Source organism: Sphingomonas chungangi, assembly GCF_013778325.1.
Lineage (GTDB): Bacteria > Pseudomonadota > Alphaproteobacteria > Sphingomonadales > Sphingomonadaceae > Solisphingomonas > Solisphingomonas chungangi.
Window position 1 is genome coordinate 234,566 of the sequence record NZ_JACEIB010000001.1, and the last position, 23,293, is coordinate 257,858.

28 protein-coding genes and 1 riboswitch are annotated in these 23,293 nt (G+C 67.4%); of the genes, 15 read left to right on the plus strand and 13 right to left on the minus strand.

The window, feature by feature from the left end:
• The first annotated feature begins 14 nt into the window (after nt 1-14).
• From HZF05_RS01090 to HZF05_RS01105, 4 genes are read left to right on the plus strand one after another with little or no spacing between them, the layout of a single operon-like run.
• Entirely contained in the window at nt 15-470 is a 456-nt protein-coding gene (locus HZF05_RS01090; RefSeq protein ID WP_160364781.1) for a hypothetical protein, read from the plus strand.
• A gap of 43 nt (nt 471-513) precedes the next feature.
• Nucleotides 514-981, plus strand: a complete 468-nt coding sequence (locus HZF05_RS01095) for a hypothetical protein (protein ID WP_160364782.1) — start codon at nt 514-516, stop codon at nt 979-981.
• Nucleotides 982-1,040: 59 nt separating this feature from the next.
• Nucleotides 1,041-1,523 carry a JAB domain-containing protein gene (locus HZF05_RS01100; RefSeq protein ID WP_160364783.1) on the plus strand — a complete coding sequence of 161 codons (483 nt, stop codon included), beginning with the start codon at nt 1,041-1,043 and terminating at the stop codon, nt 1,521-1,523.
• Nucleotides 1,524-1,570: 47 nt separating this feature from the next.
• Nucleotides 1,571-1,816 (plus strand): hypothetical protein, encoded by a 246-nt coding sequence (locus tag HZF05_RS01105; protein WP_160364784.1) that lies wholly within the window; start codon nt 1,571-1,573, stop codon nt 1,814-1,816.
• Here HZF05_RS01105 and HZF05_RS01110 read toward each other — a convergent pair.
• The 6 genes from HZF05_RS01110 to HZF05_RS01135 form a co-directional block, all read right to left on the minus strand.
• Nucleotides 1,785-1,979, minus strand: a complete 195-nt coding sequence (locus tag HZF05_RS01110) for a hypothetical protein (RefSeq protein ID WP_160364785.1) — start codon at nt 1,977-1,979, stop codon at nt 1,785-1,787. The two genes, HZF05_RS01105 and HZF05_RS01110, sit on opposite strands and share 32 nt — an antisense overlap.
• A gap of 92 nt (nt 1,980-2,071) precedes the next feature.
• Complete coding sequence (gene pnuC, locus HZF05_RS01115) at nt 2,072-2,644, minus strand: nicotinamide riboside transporter PnuC (protein ID WP_160364786.1); 573 nt, start codon at nt 2,642-2,644, stop codon at nt 2,072-2,074.
• Complete coding sequence (locus HZF05_RS01120; protein ID WP_160365221.1) at nt 2,644-3,771, minus strand: phosphotransferase enzyme family protein; 1,128 nt, start codon at nt 3,769-3,771, stop codon at nt 2,644-2,646. The genes pnuC and HZF05_RS01120 overlap by 1 nt, the downstream gene beginning before the upstream one ends.
• 11 nt (nt 3,772-3,782) lie before the next feature.
• Nucleotides 3,783-6,023 carry a TonB-dependent receptor gene (locus HZF05_RS01125; protein WP_246331490.1) on the minus strand — a complete coding sequence of 747 codons (2,241 nt, stop codon included), beginning with the start codon at nt 6,021-6,023 and terminating at the stop codon, nt 3,783-3,785.
• Nucleotides 6,024-6,115: 92 nt separating this feature from the next.
• A riboswitch (TPP riboswitch) is annotated at nt 6,116-6,225 on the minus strand.
• A gap of 39 nt (nt 6,226-6,264) precedes the next feature.
• Complete coding sequence (locus tag HZF05_RS01130) at nt 6,265-6,966, minus strand: Bax inhibitor-1/YccA family protein (protein ID WP_181638763.1); 702 nt, start codon at nt 6,964-6,966, stop codon at nt 6,265-6,267.
• A gap of 3 nt (nt 6,967-6,969) precedes the next feature.
• Nucleotides 6,970-7,206: a DUF465 domain-containing protein gene (locus HZF05_RS01135; protein WP_160364787.1), complete on the minus strand. Its 237-nt coding sequence runs from the start codon at nt 7,204-7,206 to the stop codon at nt 6,970-6,972.
• A gap of 258 nt (nt 7,207-7,464) precedes the next feature.
• Between HZF05_RS01135 and HZF05_RS01140 the strand changes: the two genes are divergently transcribed.
• The gene (locus HZF05_RS01140; RefSeq protein ID WP_160364788.1) at nt 7,465-7,962 is read left to right on the plus strand and encodes a flavin reductase; all 498 of its coding nucleotides are present in this window, start codon (nt 7,465-7,467) and stop codon (nt 7,960-7,962) included.
• A gap of 38 nt (nt 7,963-8,000) precedes the next feature.
• Here HZF05_RS01140 and HZF05_RS01145 read toward each other — a convergent pair whose 3' ends face one another.
• From HZF05_RS01145 to cysD, 4 genes are all read right to left on the minus strand, one after another.
• Nucleotides 8,001-9,440, minus strand: a complete 1,440-nt coding sequence (locus tag HZF05_RS01145; RefSeq protein WP_160364789.1) for an NAD-dependent succinate-semialdehyde dehydrogenase — start codon at nt 9,438-9,440, stop codon at nt 8,001-8,003.
• Between the two features lie 136 nt (nt 9,441-9,576).
• Complete coding sequence (locus HZF05_RS01150) at nt 9,577-10,365, minus strand: 3'(2'),5'-bisphosphate nucleotidase CysQ (protein ID WP_160364790.1); 789 nt, start codon at nt 10,363-10,365, stop codon at nt 9,577-9,579.
• Nucleotides 10,362-12,269, minus strand: coding sequence for a sulfate adenylyltransferase subunit CysN (cysN, locus tag HZF05_RS01155; protein WP_160364791.1), 1,908 nt, complete (start codon nt 12,267-12,269; stop codon nt 10,362-10,364). Before cysN ends, HZF05_RS01150 begins: the two co-directional genes overlap by 4 nt.
• Nucleotides 12,269-13,120 carry a sulfate adenylyltransferase subunit CysD gene (gene cysD / locus HZF05_RS01160; protein WP_246331492.1) on the minus strand — a complete coding sequence of 284 codons (852 nt, stop codon included), beginning with the start codon at nt 13,118-13,120 and terminating at the stop codon, nt 12,269-12,271. The genes cysN and cysD overlap by 1 nt, the downstream gene beginning before the upstream one ends.
• Nucleotides 13,121-13,538: 418 nt before the next feature.
• Between cysD and HZF05_RS01165 the strand changes: the two genes are divergently transcribed.
• From HZF05_RS01165 to fghA, 3 genes are read left to right on the plus strand one after another with little or no spacing between them, the layout of a single operon-like run.
• Complete coding sequence (locus tag HZF05_RS01165; protein WP_160364793.1) at nt 13,539-14,651, plus strand: S-(hydroxymethyl)glutathione dehydrogenase/class III alcohol dehydrogenase; 1,113 nt, start codon at nt 13,539-13,541, stop codon at nt 14,649-14,651.
• 17 nt (nt 14,652-14,668) lie between these two features.
• On the plus strand, nt 14,669-15,052 hold the full coding sequence (locus HZF05_RS01170; protein WP_160364794.1) for a VOC family protein: 384 nt from the start codon (nt 14,669-14,671) through the stop codon (nt 15,050-15,052).
• A gap of 5 nt (nt 15,053-15,057) precedes the next feature.
• Complete coding sequence (fghA, locus tag HZF05_RS01175) at nt 15,058-15,894, plus strand: S-formylglutathione hydrolase (RefSeq protein ID WP_160364795.1); 837 nt, start codon at nt 15,058-15,060, stop codon at nt 15,892-15,894.
• A 206-nt stretch (nt 15,895-16,100) separates the two neighbouring features.
• Here fghA and rpmB read toward each other — a convergent pair whose 3' ends face one another.
• On the minus strand, nt 16,101-16,394 hold the full coding sequence (rpmB, locus tag HZF05_RS01180) for a 50S ribosomal protein L28 (RefSeq protein ID WP_160364796.1): 294 nt from the start codon (nt 16,392-16,394) through the stop codon (nt 16,101-16,103).
• Nucleotides 16,395-16,494: 100 nt separating this feature from the next.
• Here rpmB and HZF05_RS01185 point away from each other — a divergent pair, with 100 nt between their 5' ends.
• From HZF05_RS01185 to HZF05_RS01205, 5 genes are all read left to right on the plus strand, one after another.
• Complete coding sequence (locus tag HZF05_RS01185; RefSeq protein WP_160364797.1) at nt 16,495-16,776, plus strand: YciI family protein; 282 nt, start codon at nt 16,495-16,497, stop codon at nt 16,774-16,776.
• Nucleotides 16,777-16,836: 60 nt separating this feature from the next.
• Nucleotides 16,837-17,061 (plus strand): hypothetical protein, encoded by a 225-nt coding sequence (locus HZF05_RS01190; protein WP_160364798.1) that lies wholly within the window; start codon nt 16,837-16,839, stop codon nt 17,059-17,061.
• Complete coding sequence (locus HZF05_RS01195) at nt 17,058-17,255, plus strand: YqaE/Pmp3 family membrane protein (RefSeq protein WP_160364799.1); 198 nt, start codon at nt 17,058-17,060, stop codon at nt 17,253-17,255. The genes HZF05_RS01190 and HZF05_RS01195 overlap by 4 nt, the downstream gene beginning before the upstream one ends.
• 33 nt (nt 17,256-17,288) lie before the next feature.
• Nucleotides 17,289-17,744, plus strand: a complete 456-nt coding sequence (locus HZF05_RS01200; RefSeq protein ID WP_160364800.1) for a nucleoside deaminase — start codon at nt 17,289-17,291, stop codon at nt 17,742-17,744.
• 168 nt (nt 17,745-17,912) lie between these two features.
• Nucleotides 17,913-19,223, plus strand: a complete 1,311-nt coding sequence (locus tag HZF05_RS01205; protein WP_160364801.1) for a hemolysin family protein — start codon at nt 17,913-17,915, stop codon at nt 19,221-19,223.
• Nucleotides 19,224-19,261: 38 nt separating this feature from the next.
• Here the strand turns inward: HZF05_RS01205 and HZF05_RS01210 are convergent, their stop codons facing one another.
• A complete protein-coding gene (locus tag HZF05_RS01210; RefSeq protein ID WP_160364802.1) occupies nt 19,262-19,747 on the minus strand; it encodes a hypothetical protein in 486 nt (161 codons plus the stop codon).
• 206 nt (nt 19,748-19,953) lie between these two features.
• Between HZF05_RS01210 and HZF05_RS01215 the strand changes: the two genes are divergently transcribed.
• Nucleotides 19,954-20,301: a DUF805 domain-containing protein gene (locus HZF05_RS01215; protein ID WP_181638764.1), complete on the plus strand. Its 348-nt coding sequence runs from the start codon at nt 19,954-19,956 to the stop codon at nt 20,299-20,301.
• Nucleotides 20,302-20,538: 237 nt separating this feature from the next.
• Here the strand turns inward: HZF05_RS01215 and purD are convergent, their stop codons facing one another.
• On the minus strand, nt 20,539-21,837 hold the full coding sequence (gene purD, locus HZF05_RS01220; protein WP_160364804.1) for a phosphoribosylamine--glycine ligase: 1,299 nt from the start codon (nt 21,835-21,837) through the stop codon (nt 20,539-20,541).
• Between purD and xseA the strand changes: the two genes are divergently transcribed.
• Nucleotides 21,836-23,290: an exodeoxyribonuclease VII large subunit gene (xseA, locus tag HZF05_RS01225; protein ID WP_160364805.1), complete on the plus strand. Its 1,455-nt coding sequence runs from the start codon at nt 21,836-21,838 to the stop codon at nt 23,288-23,290. The two genes, purD and xseA, sit on opposite strands and share 2 nt — an antisense overlap.
• Nucleotides 23,291-23,293 lie beyond the last annotated feature (3 nt).

Sequence of the window (23,293 nt, forward strand, 5' to 3'; positions counted from 1 at the left end):
GCGGGGAGACGAAAATGCCCACTCCAAGGACGATCGAAGCGCGCAAGCGCGTCTCGCAGCCGGTGGCGCTGGCCATCGCCGGCGTGAAGGAATCGCTCAACACCGGGATGATCCAGATCGGCCAGATGCTGATCGGTATCGCCGAGGCGCGGATGGACCCCGATGCCCGCATGCCGCTCTCGATCGGCGCCGATGCGGTCGATCACGCGGTCGAGTTGCTGAGCGCGACCTCGACGGCCTATCGCAAGGCGGTAATCGCGCACGGCGCGCTCTCGATCGACAAGGCCGATCTCGGCCTCAAGACGGTGGCGTGGGGCGACTGGTTCCCGACACCCACCACCAGCGATCTCGAGCGGATCGGCGCCGATGCCGATCTCGTCCGCGCCTTCCAGGATGCGGGCGCCGAACCGGTGGCCCAGGACGCGGCGCGCGGCACCGTCGTCGGCCTTCCGGGCCGCGTCGCCGCCTGATCCACCCCTTGACCGGGCCGGCGATGGCTGGTCCGGTCAAGCGATGGAGACGATCGAGCACCACACCGAGATATTCTCCGCGCTGTTCCTCGCCGCGACCCTCTATGCGGCCTTGCGCGGCGGGGCTCCGGAACGGCTCGCTCTGCTGGTCTTCTGGCTGGGAAGCCTCACCTCGGTCGCGCTCGTGTCCCCGCTGGGGAAGCGGTGGGCGCATGTCGAATACGGGCTCCTCGCCAGCGATCTGGCGATGCTCTGCGCCTTCGCGGCGCTCACTTATCATGCGAGACGGCATTGGCCCTTATGGATGACCAGCATGCAGGCGATCGAGGTCTTGTGCCACGTTCCGATCCTGCTCGCGCCGGACGTCAACCGGCCAGCCTATATGTCGCTGCAGGCGCTCTGGGCCTATCCGATGGTGGTGCTGCTCATCATCGGCGTGCGGCGCCACCGGCTGAGGCTGAAGCGGACCGGGAGAGACGTCTCCTGGAGGCGATCCTCCGCCCGATCGTAGGTCGCGACGCCGGCCGCCGATCCGACGAACTGCTGATCCGGCACCACAGCCTCGGCGCGGTGCTCTCCGCCGACGAGGGCGGCGATCCGGACGACGGCGTCGCGGCCCATCTCGCGACGATCCACGAAGCCATGATCGCGGCGGCGCGCGGGCGCTGCATGGACGGGCCGCTGTTCGCCGGCTCGCGGGCCGTCACCGACTATTTGATGCTCGGCATGTCGCACCTCCGTTACGAGCAGGTCCGCGTGCTGTTCCTCACCGTGCGCAACGGGTTGATCGGGGACGAGGTGCTCGCGCGCGGCACCGTCGACCAGGCGCCGATCTACCCGCGCGAAATCCTGAAGCGCGCGCTCGAGGTAGGCGCGGCGGGGATCGTGGTGGCGCACAACCATCCCTCCGGCGACCGCAACCCGAGCATGGCCGACATCCGCGCGAGCCGGGCGCTGCGCGAGGGCGGGGAGGCGCTCGGCGTCGCCCTGCTCGATCACCTGATCCTCGCGCGCTCGGGTTGGACCAGCCTTCGCGCCGAGGGGCACATCTGAAGGCGCAAGCGGCGCCCACCTTTCAATCTCTTTTCGGGGGACCATCCATGTTCGACATCATCATTCGCTATCAGGACGGCCGGGAAGCCCGGCACGAAGGTTGCCCGGCGACGATCAACGCCGCCATGTCCGTCGCGCTCGATACGGCCGACGAGCTGGGGCACGACATGACGGCGGAAGATCCGCGCCGCGCCCGCTCGGTCGAAATCTGGGAGGGCGAGGACATGCAGCTGTCCATCACGGTGCTAGCCGGCGGTCTGCTCAGCGATGCAGGTGTTCCAGCCGCGCGATGATCGAGCGCCAGGTCGCCATGCTCGCCCCGTCCTGAGCCGCCGCGAGCTGCCGCCGGGCGACCTCCAGCGCGCGCCCGGCGAACTTGGCGGCCATGCCCTCGGCCATGGCGTCCACGGCCGGCGCGCTACCCAGCACGGCAACGCCCTCGTTATGGTCGGCCAACCGCAATCCCCCGCAATTCTCTCATAGGGATCATGGCGTAAAAGGCGGTCTCTCGCAAATGCCGCGCGCGCATGCGACCAAGCATGCCCTGGCTAGTCGGATGAAGACGCGGCCTTCGCAGCCGCCCTCCACCCGTGATAGCCGCGCATGGCCAGCAATGTCATCGCCAGATAGAGCCCGGCGGTGGGCAGCAGCCCCTTGAAGACGAACATCCCGACGTAGAAGAGGTCCACCACGATCCAGAGCAGCCAGTTCGCGGCGTGGCGGCGCGCCGTCCAGAACTGGGCGACAAGGCTGAAGCTGGTCAGCGTCGAATCCATCCAGGGCAGCGCCGCGTTGGTATAGTGGCTGGTGAACCAGCCGATTGCGACCGCGCCGATCGCGCCGACGAGCAATCCGGCGATCGCCTGCCATGCCGGCAGCGGCAGCACGACGACCTCGCCCGCATCGTCTTTGCCGCGCGCCCAGGCGATCCAGCCGTAGATTATGCCGAGACCGAACAGTGCCTGCAGCACCATGTCGGCATAGAGCCGCACGTCGAGGAACAGCTTGAAGTAGAGCGCGCAGGCCAAGAGGTTGATGGGCCAGCACAGCATCCGGCGTTTCGCGGTCAGCCAGATCGCCAGGAAGGTGATGACGACGGCGACGATCTCCAGCACAGACATCAGGCGAGCGCCCGAATGTCTTCGAGGAAGGCCCGGCCCGGTGACGACAGGAACCACTCGGCATGGCCTATGAGATAGTCGTCCCACGCCACGGCGGCATCGCGGCGATCGCCGGTGATGCCGGCGAAATAGTCGGCCTCGGACATCGCGAACTCGATATGGGCCAGCGGAAGCAGGCGCGCGACGGTCTCGATGTCGTCGGGGGTGAGCGGCAGGACTGTCCGATAGCCGGCGACCAGCGCGGCGACCGTCCCCGCATCCGCGATGCCGTCCTCGCCCAGCCGCAGCCACTCGACGGCGGTGCGTTCGATCGCGGTGGCGAAATCGTGCAGTGCCGAGGTGCGCGTCGCCAGCCCGAAGTCGAACACCGCCGAGACGGTGCCGTCCGGCGCCCAGAGCAGGTTCGATGGATGCCAGTCGTTATGCGTCCACAGAGACGGCTGCGCCGCGAGCCGCTCGGGCAGTCCCTCGCCCAGCGCGCCGAACAGGTCCGACAGCTGCGCGCGCCAGGGCCGGTCCGACAGGAAGGCCGCGAGCGCCGGACGGGCACCCACATAAGCCTCCGCCGCCATCAGCGGATCGGCGGCGTTCAGGATCGTCGCGCTCGCGACCAGCGGTTGCGGCCGGCGCGCCGGCGCTTCGTAGCCCCGCGCGGCCCGATGCAACCGCGCCAGCATCGCGCCCGCCGCATGCGCGTGATCGTGCGAGAGGAATGGCGTCCATGACAGCCGGTCGCGATAGAGATCGGCGCCGGGTGCCCGGCGGTGGAGCTCGTAGGTCCACTCGCCGTCCGCGACGGCGCCCGCCTTCGTTGTCGTCGTCATGATGTCCGGCACCGATATCCCGGCGGCGCGCAGATGCGCGATGAAGCCATGCTCCTCGGCCAGCCCCTCGGGCGATCGCAGCAACCGGTGATGGCGCTTGAGGAAGAACTCGCCCCGGCTCGTCTGCACCAGCGTCGCCGCCGAGAAGGGGCGCGGCGAATGCCAGCGCAGCCCAATCAGCCGTCCGGCCGCCGGGAAGCGCCGCAGCACCGCCTCCGCCTCGGACGGCGTGATCGCCGGCCAGGTCGGCGCCTCCATCGCCGTGCCCATGCCGTGCACGAGATGACCGGCGGTGGCGGGCATGCCGCTCATGCTCAGAATGCGCGGCTGAGCGTCGCCATCACGGCGCGCCCGCTCCCGATATAATAAGCCGGCGCGGAACCCGCGATCGTCATGCCGTTCCGCCCGGTCGTGTCCTGCGCGTTGGTGGAGATCGCCTCTACGCCGGAGAGGACGTGCGGGTCCGTCGCGTTGATGACGTTGAGCCTGAGATCGGTGCGCCGGTGGTCGATCAGGTCGCCGAGGTGGACGCCGATCGACATGTCGAGCGTCGCATAGCCCTTGATGCTCTCGTCGTTCATGAAGGTCGCATATTGCCGGCCGACATATTTGAGCGCGAAGCTGCCGAACAGCAGCCCGTCGTCATAGGTGCCGCCCAGCCCGAGCTGCACGGTCGGTGCCGACACGGCATGCTTGCCTTTCGTGGGGAGAAAATCGCCGCCGACAGGAAGGTCGCTGTCGATCCGGGCATGGAGATATTCGCCCGACACATAGATGCTGACGCCCTTGGCGGGGCGATAGTCCAGCTCGGCATCGACGCCATAGGAGGTCTGCGATCCGGCATTGATCGTCGTGCTGATGAGCGCCCCTCCATTGTCGATCACGGTCGCCTGCTGGCGGTTGCGGAAATGATAGTGGAAGCCGGTCAGCGAGGCCGAGAAGTCTGGTCCGATGTAGCGATAGCCCACTTCCTCCGAGACCGAATATTCGTTCTTCAGATGGGTGGTACCGGTGCTGCTCACCCCCCCGGCGCCATCATAGACGTTGTAGAGCGTATATTCGTCCGGCGCGCGGAAGTTGGTGGTGAGGTTGGCGAAGAGCTGCTGGCGGTCGTCCAGCCGGTAGTGGACCGCCGCGCGCGGCAGGGCGGCGAAGCTGTCGAAGCGCACGCGATCCTGCGGGCCGGGCAGATAATTGCGCCCGTCGTGGAGCAAGTCGACGCCCTTGAAGCCGACATCCACGGTCAGGCGGGGGGTCAGATCGATGCTGTCGGCAAGGAAGAAGCCCTTGGTGACGGTGCGCGTGCGCTCGTTCTCATAGGCGAGCAGGCGGCCGTCGGCGGTGCGGATCGCATCGTCCCGATAGCCCCAGGGGTCGACCGGATGGCCGTCCGGCCGGATCGGCGTGTAGGTCTGGAGCACGCGGTCGGTTCCGGTGTCGAACCACAAGCCGGCGGTGAGCCGGTTCGCGCCGGTGTCCCAGGTCAGCTTGCTGACGTTGCCGGCACGGAACTGGTCCCCGGTGAAATTGCCGAGCACCGTCGCCGCGTCCGCTCCGTTCGGCAGCGTGATCGGCTGGGTCAGTTCTTCGGTGCCCAGGAAATTGCCGGTGGCGCTCAATTGGGTGCCGTAGGGCGAGTTGCCGTAGCCGAACTGCAGATAGGTGGTGCTGTCGAGCGCCAGCCGATCGGACAGCTTCAGGTGCACCGGCGCCGAAACGTAAACGTTGCGGAACGGGCTGCGATAGAGGCGCCAGTAATTGACGTCCCCGTCCGTATAATGCCGATCGAGGTTGAAGGTGCGGCCATAGGCCTGCCAGTCGGCGAGCGTCGGGCTCGGATAGATCGAATTGTCCGCGTCGTTGAACGAGACGGCGATGCTGGCGCGATTGCCGTCGCCCCATTCGCCGAGCAGCTTGGCATCGACATGCTGGCGCGTGTCGAAGCCCGCGCCCCGCCAGTTGTCCGCGCGATTGTTCGAATAGGAGAGGAAGGCCCTGAGCCCCGTCGATCCGATCGTCCCGGTGTCGACGCGGGCAAAGACGCGGCGCTCATTGTAGGAACCGATCGAGAGATCGAGCAGGCCGCCGAACTTGGTTTTCGGATCGTCCAACGTCAGCGACAGCAGGCCGCCCGCCCCGCCGACGGTCGGGGAATCGATGTCCACGGCCCCCTGCGCCAGCGAAATCTGGCGGATATTCTCGGCATCGGCGAACTGGGCGGGATAGGCGTAGTAATAGCCGATGTCGTTCTGCGGCGCGCCTTCCATGAGCACGCCGATCTCGTCCTGTCCCAGCCCTCGCAGCGTCAGGCTGGAGCTGGTCGAGAGCCCGTAGGGATCGCTCGAAGAGACGTTGGCGCCGGGCAGCAGGTTGACCAGCTGGAAGGCGTTGAGCGTCGCCGCCTGCTTGGTGATGAAGTCCGCCGAGATCGCGCTGACCGCCCTGGGCGCCGTCTGATCGGGCAACAATCCCTCGGGATCGGGATGGCCGACCACCTTGATGTCGGTCGGAGCATCGTCCGCCGCCAGCGCCGGCGTGCCGAGCAGCAGGGCCAGCGCGGTGCAGGCGGTTCGCTCGATCAGGGGAATTCGTACAGCACGGGAAAACTGGGCCTTCGTCACGCATCCGCTCCAATCGGAGGGACAACGGACCGGCCGCCAACCCTCCCTACGCCGGTATCAACCGGATCAGGTTCAGCGGGTCGTGGGCTGCAGCCCACCTCTCAGCCGCGCGTCAGCGGCCCCCCGGGGATGGCGTCGCTCTAGGCGCTGATAGGCGATGTGGGAAGTATGTTTCTTACGCCTCCCGCTCCCCGCCCAGATTGAGCAGCAGCTGGAAGATGTTGACGAGGTTCAGGTACAGGCCGAGCGCGCTCATCACCGCGAGCTTCTCGGCCTGCTGGGTGCCGGCATAGGCGAAATATTCGGACTTCGCCCGCTGCGTGTCCCAGGCGGTGAGGCCGGTGAAGACCACCACGCCGACCAGCGACAGGATCGTCTGGATCGCGCTCGATCCGACGAACAGGTTGATCAGCGAGGTCGCGACAACACCGATCAGGCCCATCATCAGGAATGTCGACCAGCGCGACAGATCGCGGTGGGTGGTGTAGCCCCACAGGCTGACGCCCGCGAACATCGTCGCCGCCACCAGGAACATCTGCGCGATGCTGGCCCCGGTGAAGACTAGAAAGATGCTGGCCATCGACACGCCCATCACCGCGGCGAAGGCGAAGAAGGCGAGCCTGGCCGACGCCGTCGTCATCCGGTCGATCCGGAAGGTGAAGAAGAACACGAAGGCGAGCGGCGCGAACATCGCCACCCATTTCAGCGGCGTGCCGAAGATCGCCGCCACCAGCGCCGGGGTGCTCGCCACCGCGAGCGAGACGCCCGCGGTGAGCAGCAGGCCCAGCGCCATCGTGCGATAGATGCCGATCATGTGGGCACGCAGGCCCTGATCGACGTCGCCGCCGGCCAGCGGCCTCAGCTGAACGCGTTCCATGGCTCAGGCCTCCTTCGCGCGGGGCGCGGGCGTGCGCAGCCTGGCCAGCAGGCGGCGCGCGGCGCGGCCGAACTCGGCCGCGTCCGGCACATGGCGGACGAGCTGGTCCTTGGTGGCCAGCCGGAGCTTCTTCAGCCGCCGGAGCCGCATATGGTCGGGCAGGCGTGCGCCAAGCTCGCGACGGATCTCGCGATTGAGCTGGCGGTGGGTGGCGATCAGGCGCTCGACGAGAGCATTCATTGTCTTTCCTCCATCGAAATGACTTCGATCGAGGTGTCGGTGAAGGTGAAGGCCAAAGGTCCGAACCGGCACCGAGCACGCTCGATGCGGTCCGACATCACGGGGCTTGGGTAAGCCGCCGCCAGAGGGGCCCGGTCCGCAGAAACTCTTCTAGGCGGAGCAAGCTGAACGGGGGATGAGCGCCCGGCGAAGCGGTTTTCGCTTGGAAAAGCGCGATCGAGGAGGCAACAGCCGGCCTGCGTTCGAGAGGATGATCCGGTGACCACGACCATCGACAGCGCCGAATTCCGCCGCATCCTCGGCCACTATCCGACCGGCGTCTGCGCGGTGACCGCGATCCACGAGGATCGGCCGATCGGCATGGTGGTCGGCTCCTTCACCTCGGTGTCGCTCGATCCGCCGCTGGTCGCATTCTTTCCCGATCGCAAATCGGGCAGCTGGCCGAAGATCGCGGCGGCGGGGCGCTTCTGCGTCAACGTGCTGGCCGGGCACCAGCTCGACGTGTGCCGTGCGCTCGCGTCGAAGGCGGACGACAAGTTCGCCGCTGTCCCCCACCGATTCTCGGGCGCGGGGCTGCCGATCATCGAGGGTGTGGTCGCCTGGATCGATTGCGATCTCCATGCCGTCCACGAGGCCGGGGATCATTTCATCGCGATTGGTCAGGTCCATTCGCTCGCGATCGAGCATCCGCACAGCCCGCTGCTGTTCTTCCAGGGCGGCTACGGCTCTTTCGCGCCGTTCTCCGAAGGCGGCTGAATTTCGCCGGGGCAGTGAGCGGCGCCGGTCGCTCCGGGTCAGCCGATATCCATGCAGAGATATTTGATCTCGAGATAATCCTCGATGCCGTGACGCGAGCCCTCGCGGCCGAGGCCCGAGAGCTTCACTCCGCCGAACGGCGCCACCTCGGTGGAGATGATGCCGGTGTTGATGCCGATGATGCCGCTCTCGATCGCCTCCGCCACGCGCCACACCAGCCCGAGATTCTGGGCATAGAAGTAAGCGGCGAGGCCGAACTCGCTGTCGTTGGCGAGCGCGATCGCCTCGGCCTCGGTCTCGAACTTCACGATCGGCGCGACCGGGCCGAACGTCTCTTCCTTCAGGATGATCATGCCGGGCTTCACCCCGGTCAGCACCGTCGGCTGGAAGAAGCGCCCGCCGAGCGGCTTGCCGCCCGCCAGCACCGCGCCGCCCTTGGCGAGCACGTCGTCGACATGCTCCTGCGCCTTGGCGACCGCCGCCTCGTCGATCAGCGGGCCGATCTGGGTGCCCTCCTCCTCGCCCTTGCCGACCTTGAGCCTGCCCACCGCCTCGACCAGCTTCGCGACGAAGGCGTCGTGGATGCCGGACTGCACGTAGAGCCGGTTGGCGCAGACGCAGGTCTGGCCGGCGTTGCGGTATTTCGACGCGATCGCGCCCGCCACCGCCGCATCGACATCGGCATCGTCGAACACCAGGAACGGCGCGTTGCCGCCGAGCTCCAGGCTCAGTTTCTTGATCGTCGGCGCGCTCTGCTCGTAGAGTTTCGCGCCGATCTCGGTCGATCCGGTGAAGGTCAGCTTGCGGACCACCGGGCTTGCCGTCCACGTCTCGCCGATCGCCGCCGCACTGCCCGTGACGACGTTGATCAGCCCCTTGGGGATGCCCGCTTCCTCCGCCAGCACGGCGAGCGCCAGCGCGGTGAACGGCGTCTGACTCGCGGGCTTGAGCACCGTCGCGCAGCCCGCCGCCAGCGCCGGCCCGAGCTTGCGGGTGATCATCGCCGCCGGGAAGTTCCACGGCGTGATCGCCGCGACCACGCCGATCGGCTGCTTGAGTACGACGATGCGCGCGTTCGCGAGATGGCCGGGGATCACCTCGCCATAGACGCGCTTGGCCTCCTCGGCGAACCATTCGATGAAGCTCGCGGCATAGGCGATCTCGCCCTTGGCCTCGGCGAGCGGCTTGCCCTGCTCGCGGGTTAGGATGCGTGCCAGCGGTTCCTGGTGCGCCATGATGAGGTCGTACCAGCGGCGCAGGATATTGGCGCGCTCCTTGGCGGTGAGCGCCGCCCAGGCCGGCATCGCGCGCTCGGCCGCGTCGATCGCCGCCTGCGCCTCGGCCGCGCCGAGCTTCGGCACGCGGCCGATGACCTCGCCTGTCGCTGGATTGTCGACGTCGATCCAGGCGTCGGCCGTCTCTATCCAGCGCCCGTCGATAAGGCAGGCTTCACGGAACAGGCGGGCTTCATCCGGCATGTGTCGATCCTCGCGGTCAGCGCTCCGCCGATCGCTTAGACATGGGATCGGATCATCGCAACCGCCCGCCGCCGCGCCGGCGAGATCGGCGCCAATACGGCCACGCCGAGGAACGGCCGGCTCCGCAAGGTCGCCGCTACTGTGCCCTATTGTCCGATTTGAACTTGGAAAGCGCCTCCAACACCTGCTGAACCAGATGGGGCGAACAGATCAGCAGATCGGGCAGGTAGGGATTTTCGGCATTGTAGGCGAGCGGAGAGCCATCGGCGCGGCTGACGTGCAGGCCGGCGGCCTTGGCGACGGCGGCGGGTGCGCAATTGTCCCACTCATATTGACCGCCGGTATGGAGATATATGTCGGCGTCGCCCTGCACGACGGCCATCGCCTTGGCCCCCGCAGAGCCCATAGGCACCAGCTCGGCGTCAAGCGCCTCGGCAACGGCGACGGCCTCGGCAGCGGGACGGGAGCGGCTGATCGTCATCCGGAGCTTGCGCGGCGGCTGTGTCGGTGCAGGTTTTGTCCCGGTGCACAGGGTGACGCCCTGGCCCGGCAGCGCCACCGCGCTCGGCCCCGGCTTGCCGTCGATCGAGAGGGCGACATGCACCGCCCAGTCGGTACGCCCCTCGCCATATTCGCGCGTGCCGTCGAGCGGATCCACGATCCACACCCGGCTGGCGGAGAGGCGCGCCGCCGAATCCTTCTCCTCCTCGGAGAGCACGGCGTCGTCGGGGCGATGCGTCTTCAGCGCCTCCATGATGAAGGCGTTGGCCAACCGGTCGCCGGCCTTGCCGAGCGCCTTGCCTTCGAACAGGCCCGATCCCTGCAGGATCAGCAGCAGCTCGCCGACCTTCTCGGCGATGCGGCGCGCAAGCTGCACGTCGGTCAGCGGCGCGTCGGACGGGGCAGGAGAGGTCGTTTCGTTCATGGGATCAGCTGCGCGACGATCAGGTCCGCCGCCTCGTCGGGTGTCAGCGCCGTCGTATCGATACGGATCTCGGGGCTTTCGGGCGCCTCGTAGGGGCTGTCGATGCCGGTGAAGTTCTTGAGCTGACCACTCCGCGCCTTCCTGTAGAGGCCCTTCACGTCGCGCGCCTCGGCCTCGGCCAGCGGCGTGTCGATATGCACCTCGATGAACTCGCCCGGCGCCATCATGGAGCGCACCATATCCCTTTCGGAGCGGAAGGGCGAGATGAAGGCGGTGATCACGATCAGCCCGGCATCGGTCATCAGCTTCGCCACCTCGCCGACGCGCCGGATATTCTCGATCCGATCGGCATCGGTGAAGCCCAGATCCTTGTTGAGCCCGTGGCGGACATTGTCGCCATCGAGCAGGAAGGTGTGGCGGTTCATCCGCGCCAGCTTCTTCTCGACGAGATTGGCGATGGTCGACTTGCCGGCGCCCGACAGGCCGGTGAACCACAAAACGGCCGGTTTCTGGTTCTTGATCCCGGCATGATGCTCTCGGCCAACATCGGTCGCCTGCCAGTGGACGTTCTGCGAGCGGCGCAGCGCGAAGTGCAGCATGCCCGCCGCGACGGTGGCGTTGCTGATCTTGTCGATCAGGATGAAGCCGCCGAGCGCGTGGTTCTGCTCGTAGGGTTCGAATACGATGTTGCGATCGGTGGCGAGGTTGGCGACGCCGATCGCGTTCAGCTCCAGCGTCTTCGCCGCCAGATGCTCCATCGTGTTGACGTTGACCTGGTATTTCGGCTGCTGGACGGTCGCGGTGACGGTCTGCGTGCCGATCTTGAGCCAGTAGGGCCGGCCAGGCAGCATCTCCTCGTCGGCCATCCAGACGATCGTCGCTTCGAACTGGTCGGCGGCCTGCGGGGGATTGTCGGCGAGCGCGATCACGTCGCCACGCGAGCAATCGATCTCGTCGGCGAAGGTGAGGGTGACCGATTGGCCGGCGATCGCCTGCTCCAGATCGCCCGCCAGCGTCACGATGCGCGTCACCGTCGAGGTCTTGCCGGAGGGCAGCACGCGGATCGCGTCGCCGGGCTTCACCGTGCCCGCGGCGATCAGGCCCGAAAAGCCCCGGAAATCGAGATTGGGGCGGTTGACCCACTGGACGGGCATGCGGAAGGGCTTGGCCTGATCGGAGACCTGATCGAGCTCGACCGTCTCGAGATGCTCCATCAGGGCCGGGCCGGTGTACCAGGGCGTGTTGGCGCTGGGGCCGGTGATGTTGTCGCCCTTGAAGCCGGAGATCGGCATGGCGACGAAATCGGCGATGCCGATAGATTGCGCGAAGGCGCGATAGTCGGCGACGATCTCGTCGAACCGCGCGTGCGAATAATCGACCAGATCCATCTTGTTGACGGCCAGCACGATGTTCCGGATGCCGATCAGGTGGGCGAGGTAGCTGTGCCGCCGGGTCTGGGTGAGCACGCCCTTGCGCGCGTCGATCAGGATCACGGCGAGATCGGCGGTCGACGCGCCTGTCACCATGTTGCGGGTGTATTGCTCGTGGCCGGGCGTGTCGGCGACGATGAACTTGCGCTTCTCGGTGCCGAAGAAGCGATAGGCGACGTCGATGGTGATCCCCTGTTCGCGCTCGGCGGCGAGGCCGTCGACCAGCAACGCGAAGTCGATCTCCTGGCCCTGCGTGCCGACGCGTTTCGAATCAGCCTCCAGCGCCGCCAGCTGGTCCTCGAAGATCATCTTCGAATCGTAGAGCAGCCGCCCGATCAGCGTCGACTTGCCGTCGTCCACCGATCCGCAGGTGATGAAGCGCAGCAGCGTCTTGTGCTGGTGCTTGGCGAGATACGCGTCGATGTCCTCGGCGATGAGGCTTTCGACCTGATAAATCGGCTCCTTCGTCGTCATCAGAAATAGCCCTGCTGCTTCTTCACTTCCATGCCGGCGCCGCCGGCATCCTTGTCGATCGCGCGGCCCTGCCGCTCCGATGTCGTGGTGAGGAGCGTCTCTTGGATCACCTCGCTCAGCGTCGAGGCCGTGCTTTCCACCGCGCCGGTCAGCGGATAGCAGCCGAGCGTACGGAAGCGGATCGAGCGTTCCACCGGCACCTCGCCCGGCTTCAGCGGGAAGCGGTCGTCGTCGACCATCAGGAGCATGCCGTCGCGTTCTACCGTGGGCCGGGGGGCCGCGAAGTAGAGCGGCACGATCGGCACGTCGTTGAGCTGGATGTACTGCCAGATGTCGAGCTCGGTCCAGTTGCTGATCGGGAACACCCGGATGCTCTCGCCCTTCGTCTTCCTGGCGTTGTACAGATTCCAGATCTCCGGCCGCTGGTTCTTGGGGTCCCAGCCGTGAGACGCCGTGCGGAAGGAGAAGATGCGCTCCTTCGCCCGGCTCTTCTCCTCGTCGCGGCGTGCCCCGCCGAACGCCGCGTCGAAGCCGTGGAGGTCGAGCGCCTGTTTCAGCCCCTCGGTCTTCCACATGTCGGTGTGGAGCGCGCCGTGGTCGAACGGGTTGATGCCGCGGGCCCTGGCTTCGGGGTTTTGGTAGACCAGCAGTTCCATGCCGCTCTCGCGCGCCATGCGATCCCGCAGTTCGTACATCGCCTGGAATTTCCACGTCGTGTCGACGTGCAGCAGCGGGAAGGGCGGCGGCGAGGGGTAGAAGGCCTTGCGTGCCAGGTGCAGCATCACCGCCGAATCCTTGCCGACGCTGTAGAGCATCACCGGCTTCTCGGCTTCCGCCACCACTTCCCGCATGATGTGGATCGACTCTGCCTCGAGCCGTTCCAAATGGGTCAATGTGCTCGTCACGTCTCTTCCATTCGCTGCCCCACCCTCCGCAGGATGGGCGGCTCTCAATGTATGGAGCGCGAGGCTGCCGGCACAGGGCAGAATAACTTGTGCCGAGCAAACCTGGTTTGCAGGGAATATCCTATCCCATGGCAGGTGCGGGCGGCCATGCCGATCGACCGGTCGGGACCGTCGGATCGGATCGGCAAGCGTCCTGGCCTGCGGGCGAGACCGGATGTCGAACGAGGGGCGTGAGGGATCGACTCGGCGCTCCGGCGCGCACCGGCGGTGCTCCTCCGCCATTTCCGGTTTCGCCGGCCGTTCGGCTCGGTTAGAGCCGGGCCGTGCCGCCCGGCATTCGACCGCAGATCCACGGAGAGACTTCATGAAGACCCGCGCCGCCGTAGCGTTCGAAGCGAAGAAGCCGCTGGAGATCGTGGAGCTCGATCTCGAGGGGCCGAAGGCGGGCGAGGTGCTGGTCGAGATCATGGCGACGGGCATCTGCCACACCGATGCCTATACGCTGGACGGCCTCGACAGCGAGGGCCTGTTTCCGAGCGTGCTGGGCCACGAAGGCGCCGGCATCGTCCGCGAGGTGGGCGCGGGCGTCACCTCGGTGAAGCCCGGCGATCACGTCATCCCGCTCTACACGCCCGAATGCCGGCAGTGCAAAAGCTGCCTCTCGGGCAAGACCAACCTGTGCACCGCGATCCGCGCGACCCAGGGCAAGGGGCTGATGCCCGACGGCACGACGCGGTTCAGCTACAGGGGCCAGCCGATCTTCCATTACATGGGCTGTTCGACCTTTGCGAACTTCACCGTGCTGCCCGAGATCGCGGTCGCGAAGATCCGCGAGGACGCGCCGTTCAAGACCGCCTGCTATATCGGCTGCGGCGTGACCACGGGCGTCGGCGCGGTGGTGAACACCGCCAAGGTGCAGGTCGGCGACAATGTCGTGGTGTTCGGATTGGGCGGCATCGGCCTCAACGTGCTGCAGGGCGCGCGGCTGGCCGGCGCGAACAGGATCATCGGCGTGGACATCAACCCGGATCGCGAGGAATGGGGCCGCCGCTTCGGCATGACCGACTTCCTCAACTCCAAAGGCATGAGCCGCGAGGACGTGGTGGCGAGGATCGTCCAGCTGACCGACGGCGGCGCCGACTACACGTTCGATGCCACCGGCAACACCGAGGTGATGCGCACCGCGCTGGAGGCCTGCCATCGCGGCTGGGGCACCTCGATCATCATCGGGGTGGCCGAAGCGGGCAAGGAGATCGCGACGCGGCCGTTCCAGCTGGTCACCGGCCGCAACTGGCGCGGCACCGCGTTCGGTGGCGCCAAGGGCCGCACCGACGTGCCGAAGATCGTCGACATGTACATGACCGGCAAGATCGAGATCGACCCGATGATCACCCACGTCATGGGGCTGGAGGAGATCAACAAGGGCTTCGACCTGATGCATGCGGGGACAAGCATCCGCAGCGTCGTCATCTACTGACAGCGGAGGAGGATACGATGTTCAGCCATGTGATGATCGGCGCCAACGATATCGATCGCGCCAAGACCTTCTACGACGCGCTGTTCGCGACGATGGGCGGCAAGCCCGGCCGGACCGATGCCTATGGCCGGCTGGTCTATCCGCACAAGGGCAGCCTTTTCATGGTCACCAGACCGATCGACGGCGAGAGCGCGACGCACGCCAATGGCGGCACGATCGGTTTCGCGATGGAGAGTGCCGAGCAGGCGGCGGCGTGGCACGCGGCTGGCCTCGCACATGGCGGCACCGCGATCGAGGAGGATCCCGGTATCCGCCGGCACAGTTTCGGCGCTCTCTATCTCGCCTATCTGCGCGATCCCGACGGCAACAAGCTCTGCGCGCTGCACCGCGTGGTCGAGTGAGCGGCGTGGAGCGGGTTTCCGCCAACCTCGCTTATGGCGGCGTGCAGGGCGTCTATCGCCATGCCTCGGACGCGACCGGCACCGACATGACCTTCTCGGTCTATGTCCCGCCGCACGCGCCGGGCGCGAAGCTGCCGGTGGTCTGGTATCTCTCCGGTCTCACCTGCACCCATGCCAACGTCACCGAGAAGGGCGAATTTCGCGCGGCCTGCGCAACGCTCGGCCTGATCCTCGTCGCACCGGATACCTCTCCGCGCGGCGAAGGCGTGCCGGACGATCCGGCCGGCGCTTATGACTTCGGGCTGGGCGCGGGCTTCTATGTCGATGCGACGGAGGAGCCCTATGCGGCCAACTACCGCATGTGGAGCTATGTCACGGAAGAGCTTCCGGCGCTGATCGCCGCGGAATTTCCGGCCGACATGGCCCGCCAGTCGATCCTCGGCCATTCGATGGGCGGCCATGGCGCGCTGACCATCGGCCTGAGTTTTCCGGATCGCTTCCGGGCAGTATCCGCCTTCGCGCCGATCGTGGCGCCTGGGCAGGTGCCGTGGGGCGAGAAGGCGCTGACCGGCTATCTCGGCACCGATCGCTCAGGCTGGCGCAGGCACGACGCGGTGGCGCTGATCGAGGACGGCGCGCGGGTGCCGGCCCTGCTGGTCGATCAGGGCGAGGCGGACGGGTTCCTGAAGGAGCAGCTTCGCCCCGAACTGCTGGCCATCGAGTGCGAGAAGGCCGGCATCGACCTGACGCTCAGGATGCAGCCGGGCTACGACCACAGCTATTATTTCATATCGACCTTCATGGCCGATCACCTGCGCTGGCACGCGGAGCGGCTGGGTTAAGCCATTGGCCAAATACACCGTTCGCACTGAGCCTGTCGAAGTGCGTGTTGCAAGCACCAGGCTTGGGGCACGTCCTTCGACAGGCTCAGGACGAACGGGGGAAACAGGTACCCTCTCTGAAACGCAGGCGCACGAAAGGCCCCACCGAACCTCGCCCGGCGGGGCCTTTCGAAATCGCTCGACGGCCGGTCGCCCGGCCATCCGGATCAGGCGGCGACGGCCGCCTTCTTCTTGGCGATATCGCGCTTCAGGCGACGGGCGCGCAGGCTGAGGTCCGCGTCCGAGGTCTTGAGCAGCCAGTTGTCGAGGCCGCCATTGTGCTCGACCGAGCGCAGGCCGTGCGTCGACACGCGCAGCTTCACCGACGTGCCCAGCGCGTCGGAGATCAGCGTCACGTTCTGCAGGTTGGGCAGGAAGGTGCGCTTGGTCTTGTTGTTGGCGTGGGACACGTTGTGACCCACCTGGCGGCCCTTGCCGGTCAGCTCGCAGATGCGCGACATGATCTTGGTCCTGAAAGAATCTGTTGATCGGAAAGTCGGCGTCCCTAGTGGAGAAGCGGGGCGGGGTCAACCCGCCCGGACCCTTCCGGAGCGCCCGAATATGCCGCTTTTCGCCATCCTCTGCCACGACCGCCCCGACGCCGGAAGCCTGCGCGCGAATACGCGACCGCGCCACCTGGAGCATCTGGAGCGAATCGGCGGGGCATTGTTCCTGGCCGGGCCGATGCTGGGCGAGGACGGCGCGCCCAGGGGATCGATCGTGATCGTCGACATGGCCGACCTCGAATCGGCCGAGGCCTTCGCGGCGGCCGATCCCTATGCCGAGGCCGGGCTGTTCGCCGAGGTGAGCGTCACCGCCTTCCGGAAGGTGTTGCCGGCCTGACGCAACCGATACGGAGACGAATCGTTCACCCTCCCAAGGATTGGAAGAGGGAGTGAGGCGATGCGCGCGATTCTCGTGCTGTTGGTCATCGTGGTGCTGGTCGGGATCGGGGCGATCGCGCTCGGCTATGTGAACGTCAGCCAGACCAAGACGGCCTCGTTGCCGACGATCTCGGTGCAGGGCGGCTCGGCACCGGCGTTCAACGTGCAGACCGCCAACGTCTCGGTCGGCGTCGAGAATCACGTCGTGCAGACGCCCACCGTCAACGTGCAGAAGCCGCAATGAACGGGTCTCCGAACATCTGGGCGGTCATCCTTGCCGTGCTGTTGCCGCCGATCGGGGTGTGGATGGTGGAGGGGATCGGCGTGATTTTCCTCGTTTCGCTGATCCTCACCTGCCTCGCTTACGTGCCGGGCATGATCTTCTCGCTGGTCGCGGTCTTGCGGCCCGATCTGATGAACGGCATCCGCAACCGCTGACGAAAGCTCGCAGCATGCGCTAAGGGCGCTGCGATGGCCTTCCCGCTGCCCGAACCCATGCGCCTCGCGCTAGACGCCGCCGCTCGCGCGGGCGAAGCGGGCGAGGTGCCGGTCGGCGCGGTGGTGAGGCGCGGCGGCGAAGTGGTGGCCGTCGTCGCCAACCGGATGCGCGAGCTCGGCGATCCCACCGCCCATGCCGAGATGGAGGCGATCCGCGCCGCGCTGGCGAGGCTCGGCACCGGACGGCTGGACGGTTGCGACCTGTGGGTGACGCTGGAACCTTGCGCGATGTGCGCCGGCGCCATCGCCCATGCCCGCATAGACCGGCTTTATTACGGCGCGGCGGACGAGAAGGGCGGGGCGGTCGCCCACGGCCCGCGCTTTTTCGCGCAGCCGACCTGCCATCACCGGCCGGAGGTCTATGGGGGCATCGGGGAGGCGGAAGCGGCTGGGCTGCTCAGGCGGTTCTTCGCCACGCGACGCGCCTAGGCCGGACGCCTTCAACCGTTCGGGCCGAGCTTGTCGAAGCCCTGCCCTTCTTCTTCGAATGCCCGCAAAAGGGAAGGGCAGCCCTTCGACAGGCTCAGGGCGAACGGAAATTGCGAATGCTTCGCCATTGTCGAAACGCTCGCGATTGGGCATGGACATCAGGCGACCATGCCGCCTCTTGCCCCCTTCCCCTGGATCGACGTCGTCATCATCCTCGCGTTGGTCGTGCTCAACGGCCTGTTCGCGATGAGCGAGCTGGCGATCGTCTCCTCGCGCACCGCCCGGCTGGAGGCGATGGCGCGCACCGGACGCACCGGCGCGCGGGCCGCACTGGCGCTGCGCGAGAACCCGTCCAAGTTCCTCTCCACGGTCCAGATCGGCATCACCCTGATCGCCATCCTGTCCGGCGCCTATTCGGGCGAGGCGCTGGGTGGCCCGGTCTCCGAGCGGCTGGAGCGGCTGGGCATGGCCCACGATCATGCCGGCCCGGTCGGCTTCACTTTGGTGATCATCCTCACCACCTACGTCTCGCTGATCATCGGCGAGCTGGTGCCCAAGCAGCTCGCTTTGCGCTCGCCCGAGCCGATCGCGGCGATCGCGGCATTGCCGATGACGTGGCTGGCCAGGGCGACAGCGCCGGTGGTGTGGCTGCTCGACAAGACCAGCCTGACGGTCTTCGCCCTGCTCGGCCTCAAGCGCGAGCGGGAGGATCATGTGACCGCCGAGGAACTGCACCTCGTCGTCGCCGAGGCCTCCTCGGCGGGCGTGATCGAGGAGAGCGAGCGCGCGATCATCTCGGGCGTCGTCCGCCTCGCCGATCGTCCGGTGCGCGAGGTGATGACGCCGCGCACCGACATCGACTGGATCGACGCCGAGGCGACGCTGGAGGAGATTCGCGAAATCGTCGCCGAGACGCCGCACAGCCGCCTGCCGGTGGCGGAAGGCTCGGTCGACAGCATCGTCGGCGTCGTCCGCCTGCGCGACCTGCTGGTGGCGTTGCTCGAAGGCCGCGCGATCGACCTGCGCGAGAAGATGAAGCCCGTCTCCACCATTCACGACCGGATGGACGCGATGGACGCGCTCGCGGTGCTGCGCGACGCCGAGGTGCCGCTGGCTTTGGTGGTCGACGAATATGGCCACCTCGACGGACTGGTGACGCCGGGCAGCCTGCTCACCGCGATCGCCGGCGCCTTCGCCTCCGATCAGGAGGAGGGCTACGATCCCGCGATGGTCGAGCGCGAGGATGGCAGCCACCTGATCTCGGGCGCGCTCTCGGCCGATGCGATGGCGGAGAAGCTCGGCATCCCGCTGCCCGACGATCGCGACTACGCCACCGCCGCCGGTTTCGCGCTGTCCGCGCTGCGCCGCATTCCCGAGACGGGCGAGCATTTCGATTTCGACGGCTGGCGTTTCGAGGTGGTCGACATGGACGGGCGGCGCGTCGACAAGCTGCTGGCGAGCCGGCGGGGCGACGCATAACTGTTCCCCGGCGAAGGCCGGGGAACGCAAGGAGCGGCTCAGCCCAGCTTGCCGAATACCGCCTCGAAGCCCGCGGTGTCGCCGGCGGCGAGGTAGCGCGCCTGCTCCACCCAACGGTCGCGCTGGATGCGCCCCTTGAAGGCGCCCATCTGCGGGTCGATGCGTGCGACGTCGGCCTCTGACCACGCCGCGATCTGCGCATACTGGATGATGCCGATGCCGTTGAGCACGGCCTCCGCCTTCGGCCCCAGTCCCTTCATGCGGGTGAGCGGATCGGCCGGGCCATCCGGCACCACCGGATAGGGGGCGGGCGCGATCTCGGAGACGGGGACGCCGGGCGCGACGGTGGGCTCGGGCAGCGGATCGGCCATCGGCGACAGCTCGGTCGCCGGGCGCACCATCGCGATGCCGTCCTCGTTCGCGGGACTCTCGGGCGTCTTGCGGCCGGTGCGGGCGAGCACCAGCAGCAGGATAGCGAGCAGGATCAGGGCGACGGCGATGATGACGATCGTGCTGGTGGACATGATGCTCCCCGACGGATGACGGCGCTGACATTGGCGCGGGTGAGGCGGAGAGGCAAGGCGGGCGAGAGGGAGGCGCCCGAGGAAGCGTCATCGCGAGGCGCGGAACGCGCCGTGGCGATCCACGGGCCACCGCGATGGATTGCTTCGCTACGCTCGCAAGGGGACGGGTGGTGGAAAGCGGCTGATGGACGAAGTAGAACGACGCGATGAATGCGTTTTTCGAAGCCCATCGTTCGCGTCGGCGATACTGGTTGGCGTCGACGATCTTGTTAATTGCGGCCTTTGGCCTGCCCTCCCTCATCGCGTTGCTCGGTGCGCCGCCTTGGATGGGGTTTCTGCTTGGGGCGGCTTTCTATATCTTACTGATATTGTTGACCTATCAGAGGCTGCGCGATGCCCCTTTTTCAAGCGGCTGGATTGTTCTGATGATCTTCTCTTTCAATGTGGGTCCGGCATGGAACGGCATTCAACTTGGCTTCCTTCTAAATCTCGTTCCCGTGATCGTAGCAGGGATCGCGCCGGCGAAGCCCGAGATTGAGCGACTGGCTACTTAGAACCACTAATGGGGCGGTGGTTACCGCCCCGTCGCCCCTGCGAAGGCAGGGGTCCATCTCCCACAGCTCTGCGAAAACGACCGCTCAGGTGATGGGCTCCTGCCTTCGCAGGAGCGACGAATGTTCGAGCGACCGTGGCCGCTCTTCCAATGTAGGATTTCGCGTGAGAGGGTGGCTCCGGCCGGAGTCGGCTGGCTCTTTCTCAGCGTCGCGCACACTCTGTAGGAATGTCTTCTTTCAGGCCTTCACCCTGTCAACTTCGTCAACTTTACCCCGCGCCACTTCCCGCCAGCCGATGTCGCGTCGGCAGAAGCCGGTGGAGAAGTCGATCGCGTCGACCGCGCGGTAGGCGGCGGCCTGGGCTTCCTTCACGCTCGGCGCCGAGGCGGTGACGGCCAGCACGCGGCCGCCCGCCGACTCCAGACCGGCCGCGCTATTGCGGGTGCCGGCGTGGAAGACCTGCGCACCGCCCGCCTCCGCCGCCTCGATCCCCCGGATCACTCCGCCGGTCCTGGGCGCTTCGGGATAGCCGTCGGCGGCCATCACCACCGTCAGCGCCGCCTCGTCCTTCCAGCGGATCGGGCGGTCCTCCAGCGTGCCGGTGGCCGCCGCGTGGAGGATCGGCAGCAGGTCCTCGTCAAGCCGCATCATCAGCACCTGGCATTCGGGATCGCCGAAGCGGACATTGTATTCGATCAGCTGCGGGCCGGTCGCGGTCAGCATCAGTCCGGCGAACAGCACGCCGGTGAAGGGGGTTCCGGCCTCCGCCATGCCCGCGATCGAGGGGCGGACGATCTCGGCCATCACGCGGGCCTCCAGCTCGGGCGTCAGCACGCGGGCGGGGGTGTAGGCGCCCATGCCGCCGGTATTGGGGCCGGTGTCGCCGTCGCCGACGCGCTTGTGATCCTGCGCCGATCCGAAGGGCACGACGGTGGTTCCATCGGAGAGCGCGAAGAAGCTGACCTCCTCGCCTTCGAGGAACTGCTCGATGACGAGGCTGGCGCCCGCCGCGCCGAAGCGACCGCCGAGGATGTCGTCGATCGCCGCTTCGGCCTCGGCGGCGGTGGTGGCGATGATCACCCCCTTGCCCGCCGCGAGTCCGTCGGCCTTGATCACCACCGGCAGGCCGAAGCGCGGCAGGTCGGCCTTGGCGGCCTCCGCATCGGTATGGCGGGCATAAGCGGCGGTCGGCACGTTGGCGCGGTCGCACAGCGCCTTGGTGAAGGCCTTGGAGCCCTCCAGTTGCGCCGCCGCCGCCGAGGGGCCGAAAACCGCGATGCCGGCGTCGCGCAGGGCATCGGCGAGGCCGTCGACCAGCGGCTGCTCCGGCCCGACGACGACCAGATCGATCGCCGCTTCCTGCGCGAAGGAGATGATCGCCGCATGATCCGAAAGCGACAGGGGCACCAGCGCCGCGCAATGGCCGATCCCCGGATTTCCGGGCGCCGCATAGAGCTTCGTCAGCTTCGGCGATTGCGCCAGCTTCCAGGCGAGCGCATGTTCACGGCCTCCCGATCCCAGCAGCAGGACATTCATGGCCGACCCCTTCGCTCCGTACGATGAAAGCGCGCTCCTAGCGAACGAAGCGCCCGGCGACAACGCGCCCGCGCTTTCGGTTTCGGAGCTGTCGGGCGCGCTCAAGCGGACGGTGGAGGATCGCTTCGGCCATGTCCGCGTGCGCGGCGAGATTTCGGGGTGGAAGCGCCACGTTTCCGGTCACTGCTACCTCGCGCTCAAGGACGACAAGGCGGTGATCGACGGCGTGGTGTGGAAGGGGCAGGCGGCGAACCTGCGCTTCCGGCCGGAGGACGGGATCGAGGTGATCTGCACGGGCAGGCTCACCACCTATCCGGGGCGCTCCAAATACCAGATCGTCATCGACCGGATGGAGCTGGCGGGGCAGGGCGCGCTGATGGCGCTGCTCGACAAGCGCCGCCGCGCGCTCGCCGCCGAGGGGCTGTTCGACGAGGATCGAAAGAAGGCTCTGCCCTTCCTGCCGCGCACGATCGGCGTGGTGACCTCGCCCACCGGCGCGGTGATCCGTGACATCCTCCACCGCCTCGCCGATCGCTTCCCCAGCCGCGTGCTGGTGTGGGGCGTGCCGGTGCAGGGCGACGGTGCGGCCGAGAAGGTGGCGGCGGCGATCAACGGCTTCTCAGGCCTGCCGGGCGGTGGCCCGGTGCCGAGGCCGGATCTCGTCATCGTCGCGCGCGGCGGCGGATCGATCGAGGATCTGTGGGCCTTCAACGAGGAGGTGGTGGTGCGCGCCGTCGCGGGGTGCACGATCCCGATCGTCTCGGCGGTGGGCCACGAGACCGACACCACGCTCTGCGACTTCGCCGCCGATCGACGCGCGCCCACCCCCACCGCCGCCGCCGAGATGGCGGTGCCGGTGCGCGCCGAGCTCGCCGCCTTCCTCGGCACGCTGGCAAGTCGCTCCGCCAATTGCGCCCGCCGGTATCGGGAACGGGCAGGGGAGCGCTTCGATGCGCTCGCGCGGCGGATGCCGACGCCCGACACCCTGCTCGGCCCGCAGCGGCAGAAGCTCGACGATCTCTCCGAGCGCCTGCCGCGTGCGTTGTCGAAGCGCCTGGCGGTGGCGCGCGGCGATCTCGCCCATGCCTCGGGCGCGCTGCGGCCTCGCCTCCTCGCCACGCGGGTGGATCGTGACCGCGCATTGCTGGCCCGTGTCGGCTTGCGTCCTACGCTGGTGACGACCCGCGTCGCCGAAGGCGAACGGCGGCTGGAGACGCTGTGGCGCCTCGCGCGCAGCCTCAACCCCGATCTCGTCCTCCAGCGCGGCTATGCCCGCGTCGAGGCCGATGGGCATGTCGTTGCCAGCGCGGAGAAGGCGCGCGAGGTGGCCGCCATGACCCTCGTCTTCGCCGACGGCCGCGTCGATGTCGCGACCACGGAAGCACCGCTGCCTCCGCCGCGCCCGAAGCCCAAGCCGCCGACCAACCCTTCCCTTCAGCCGCGCCTTCTGTAAGGG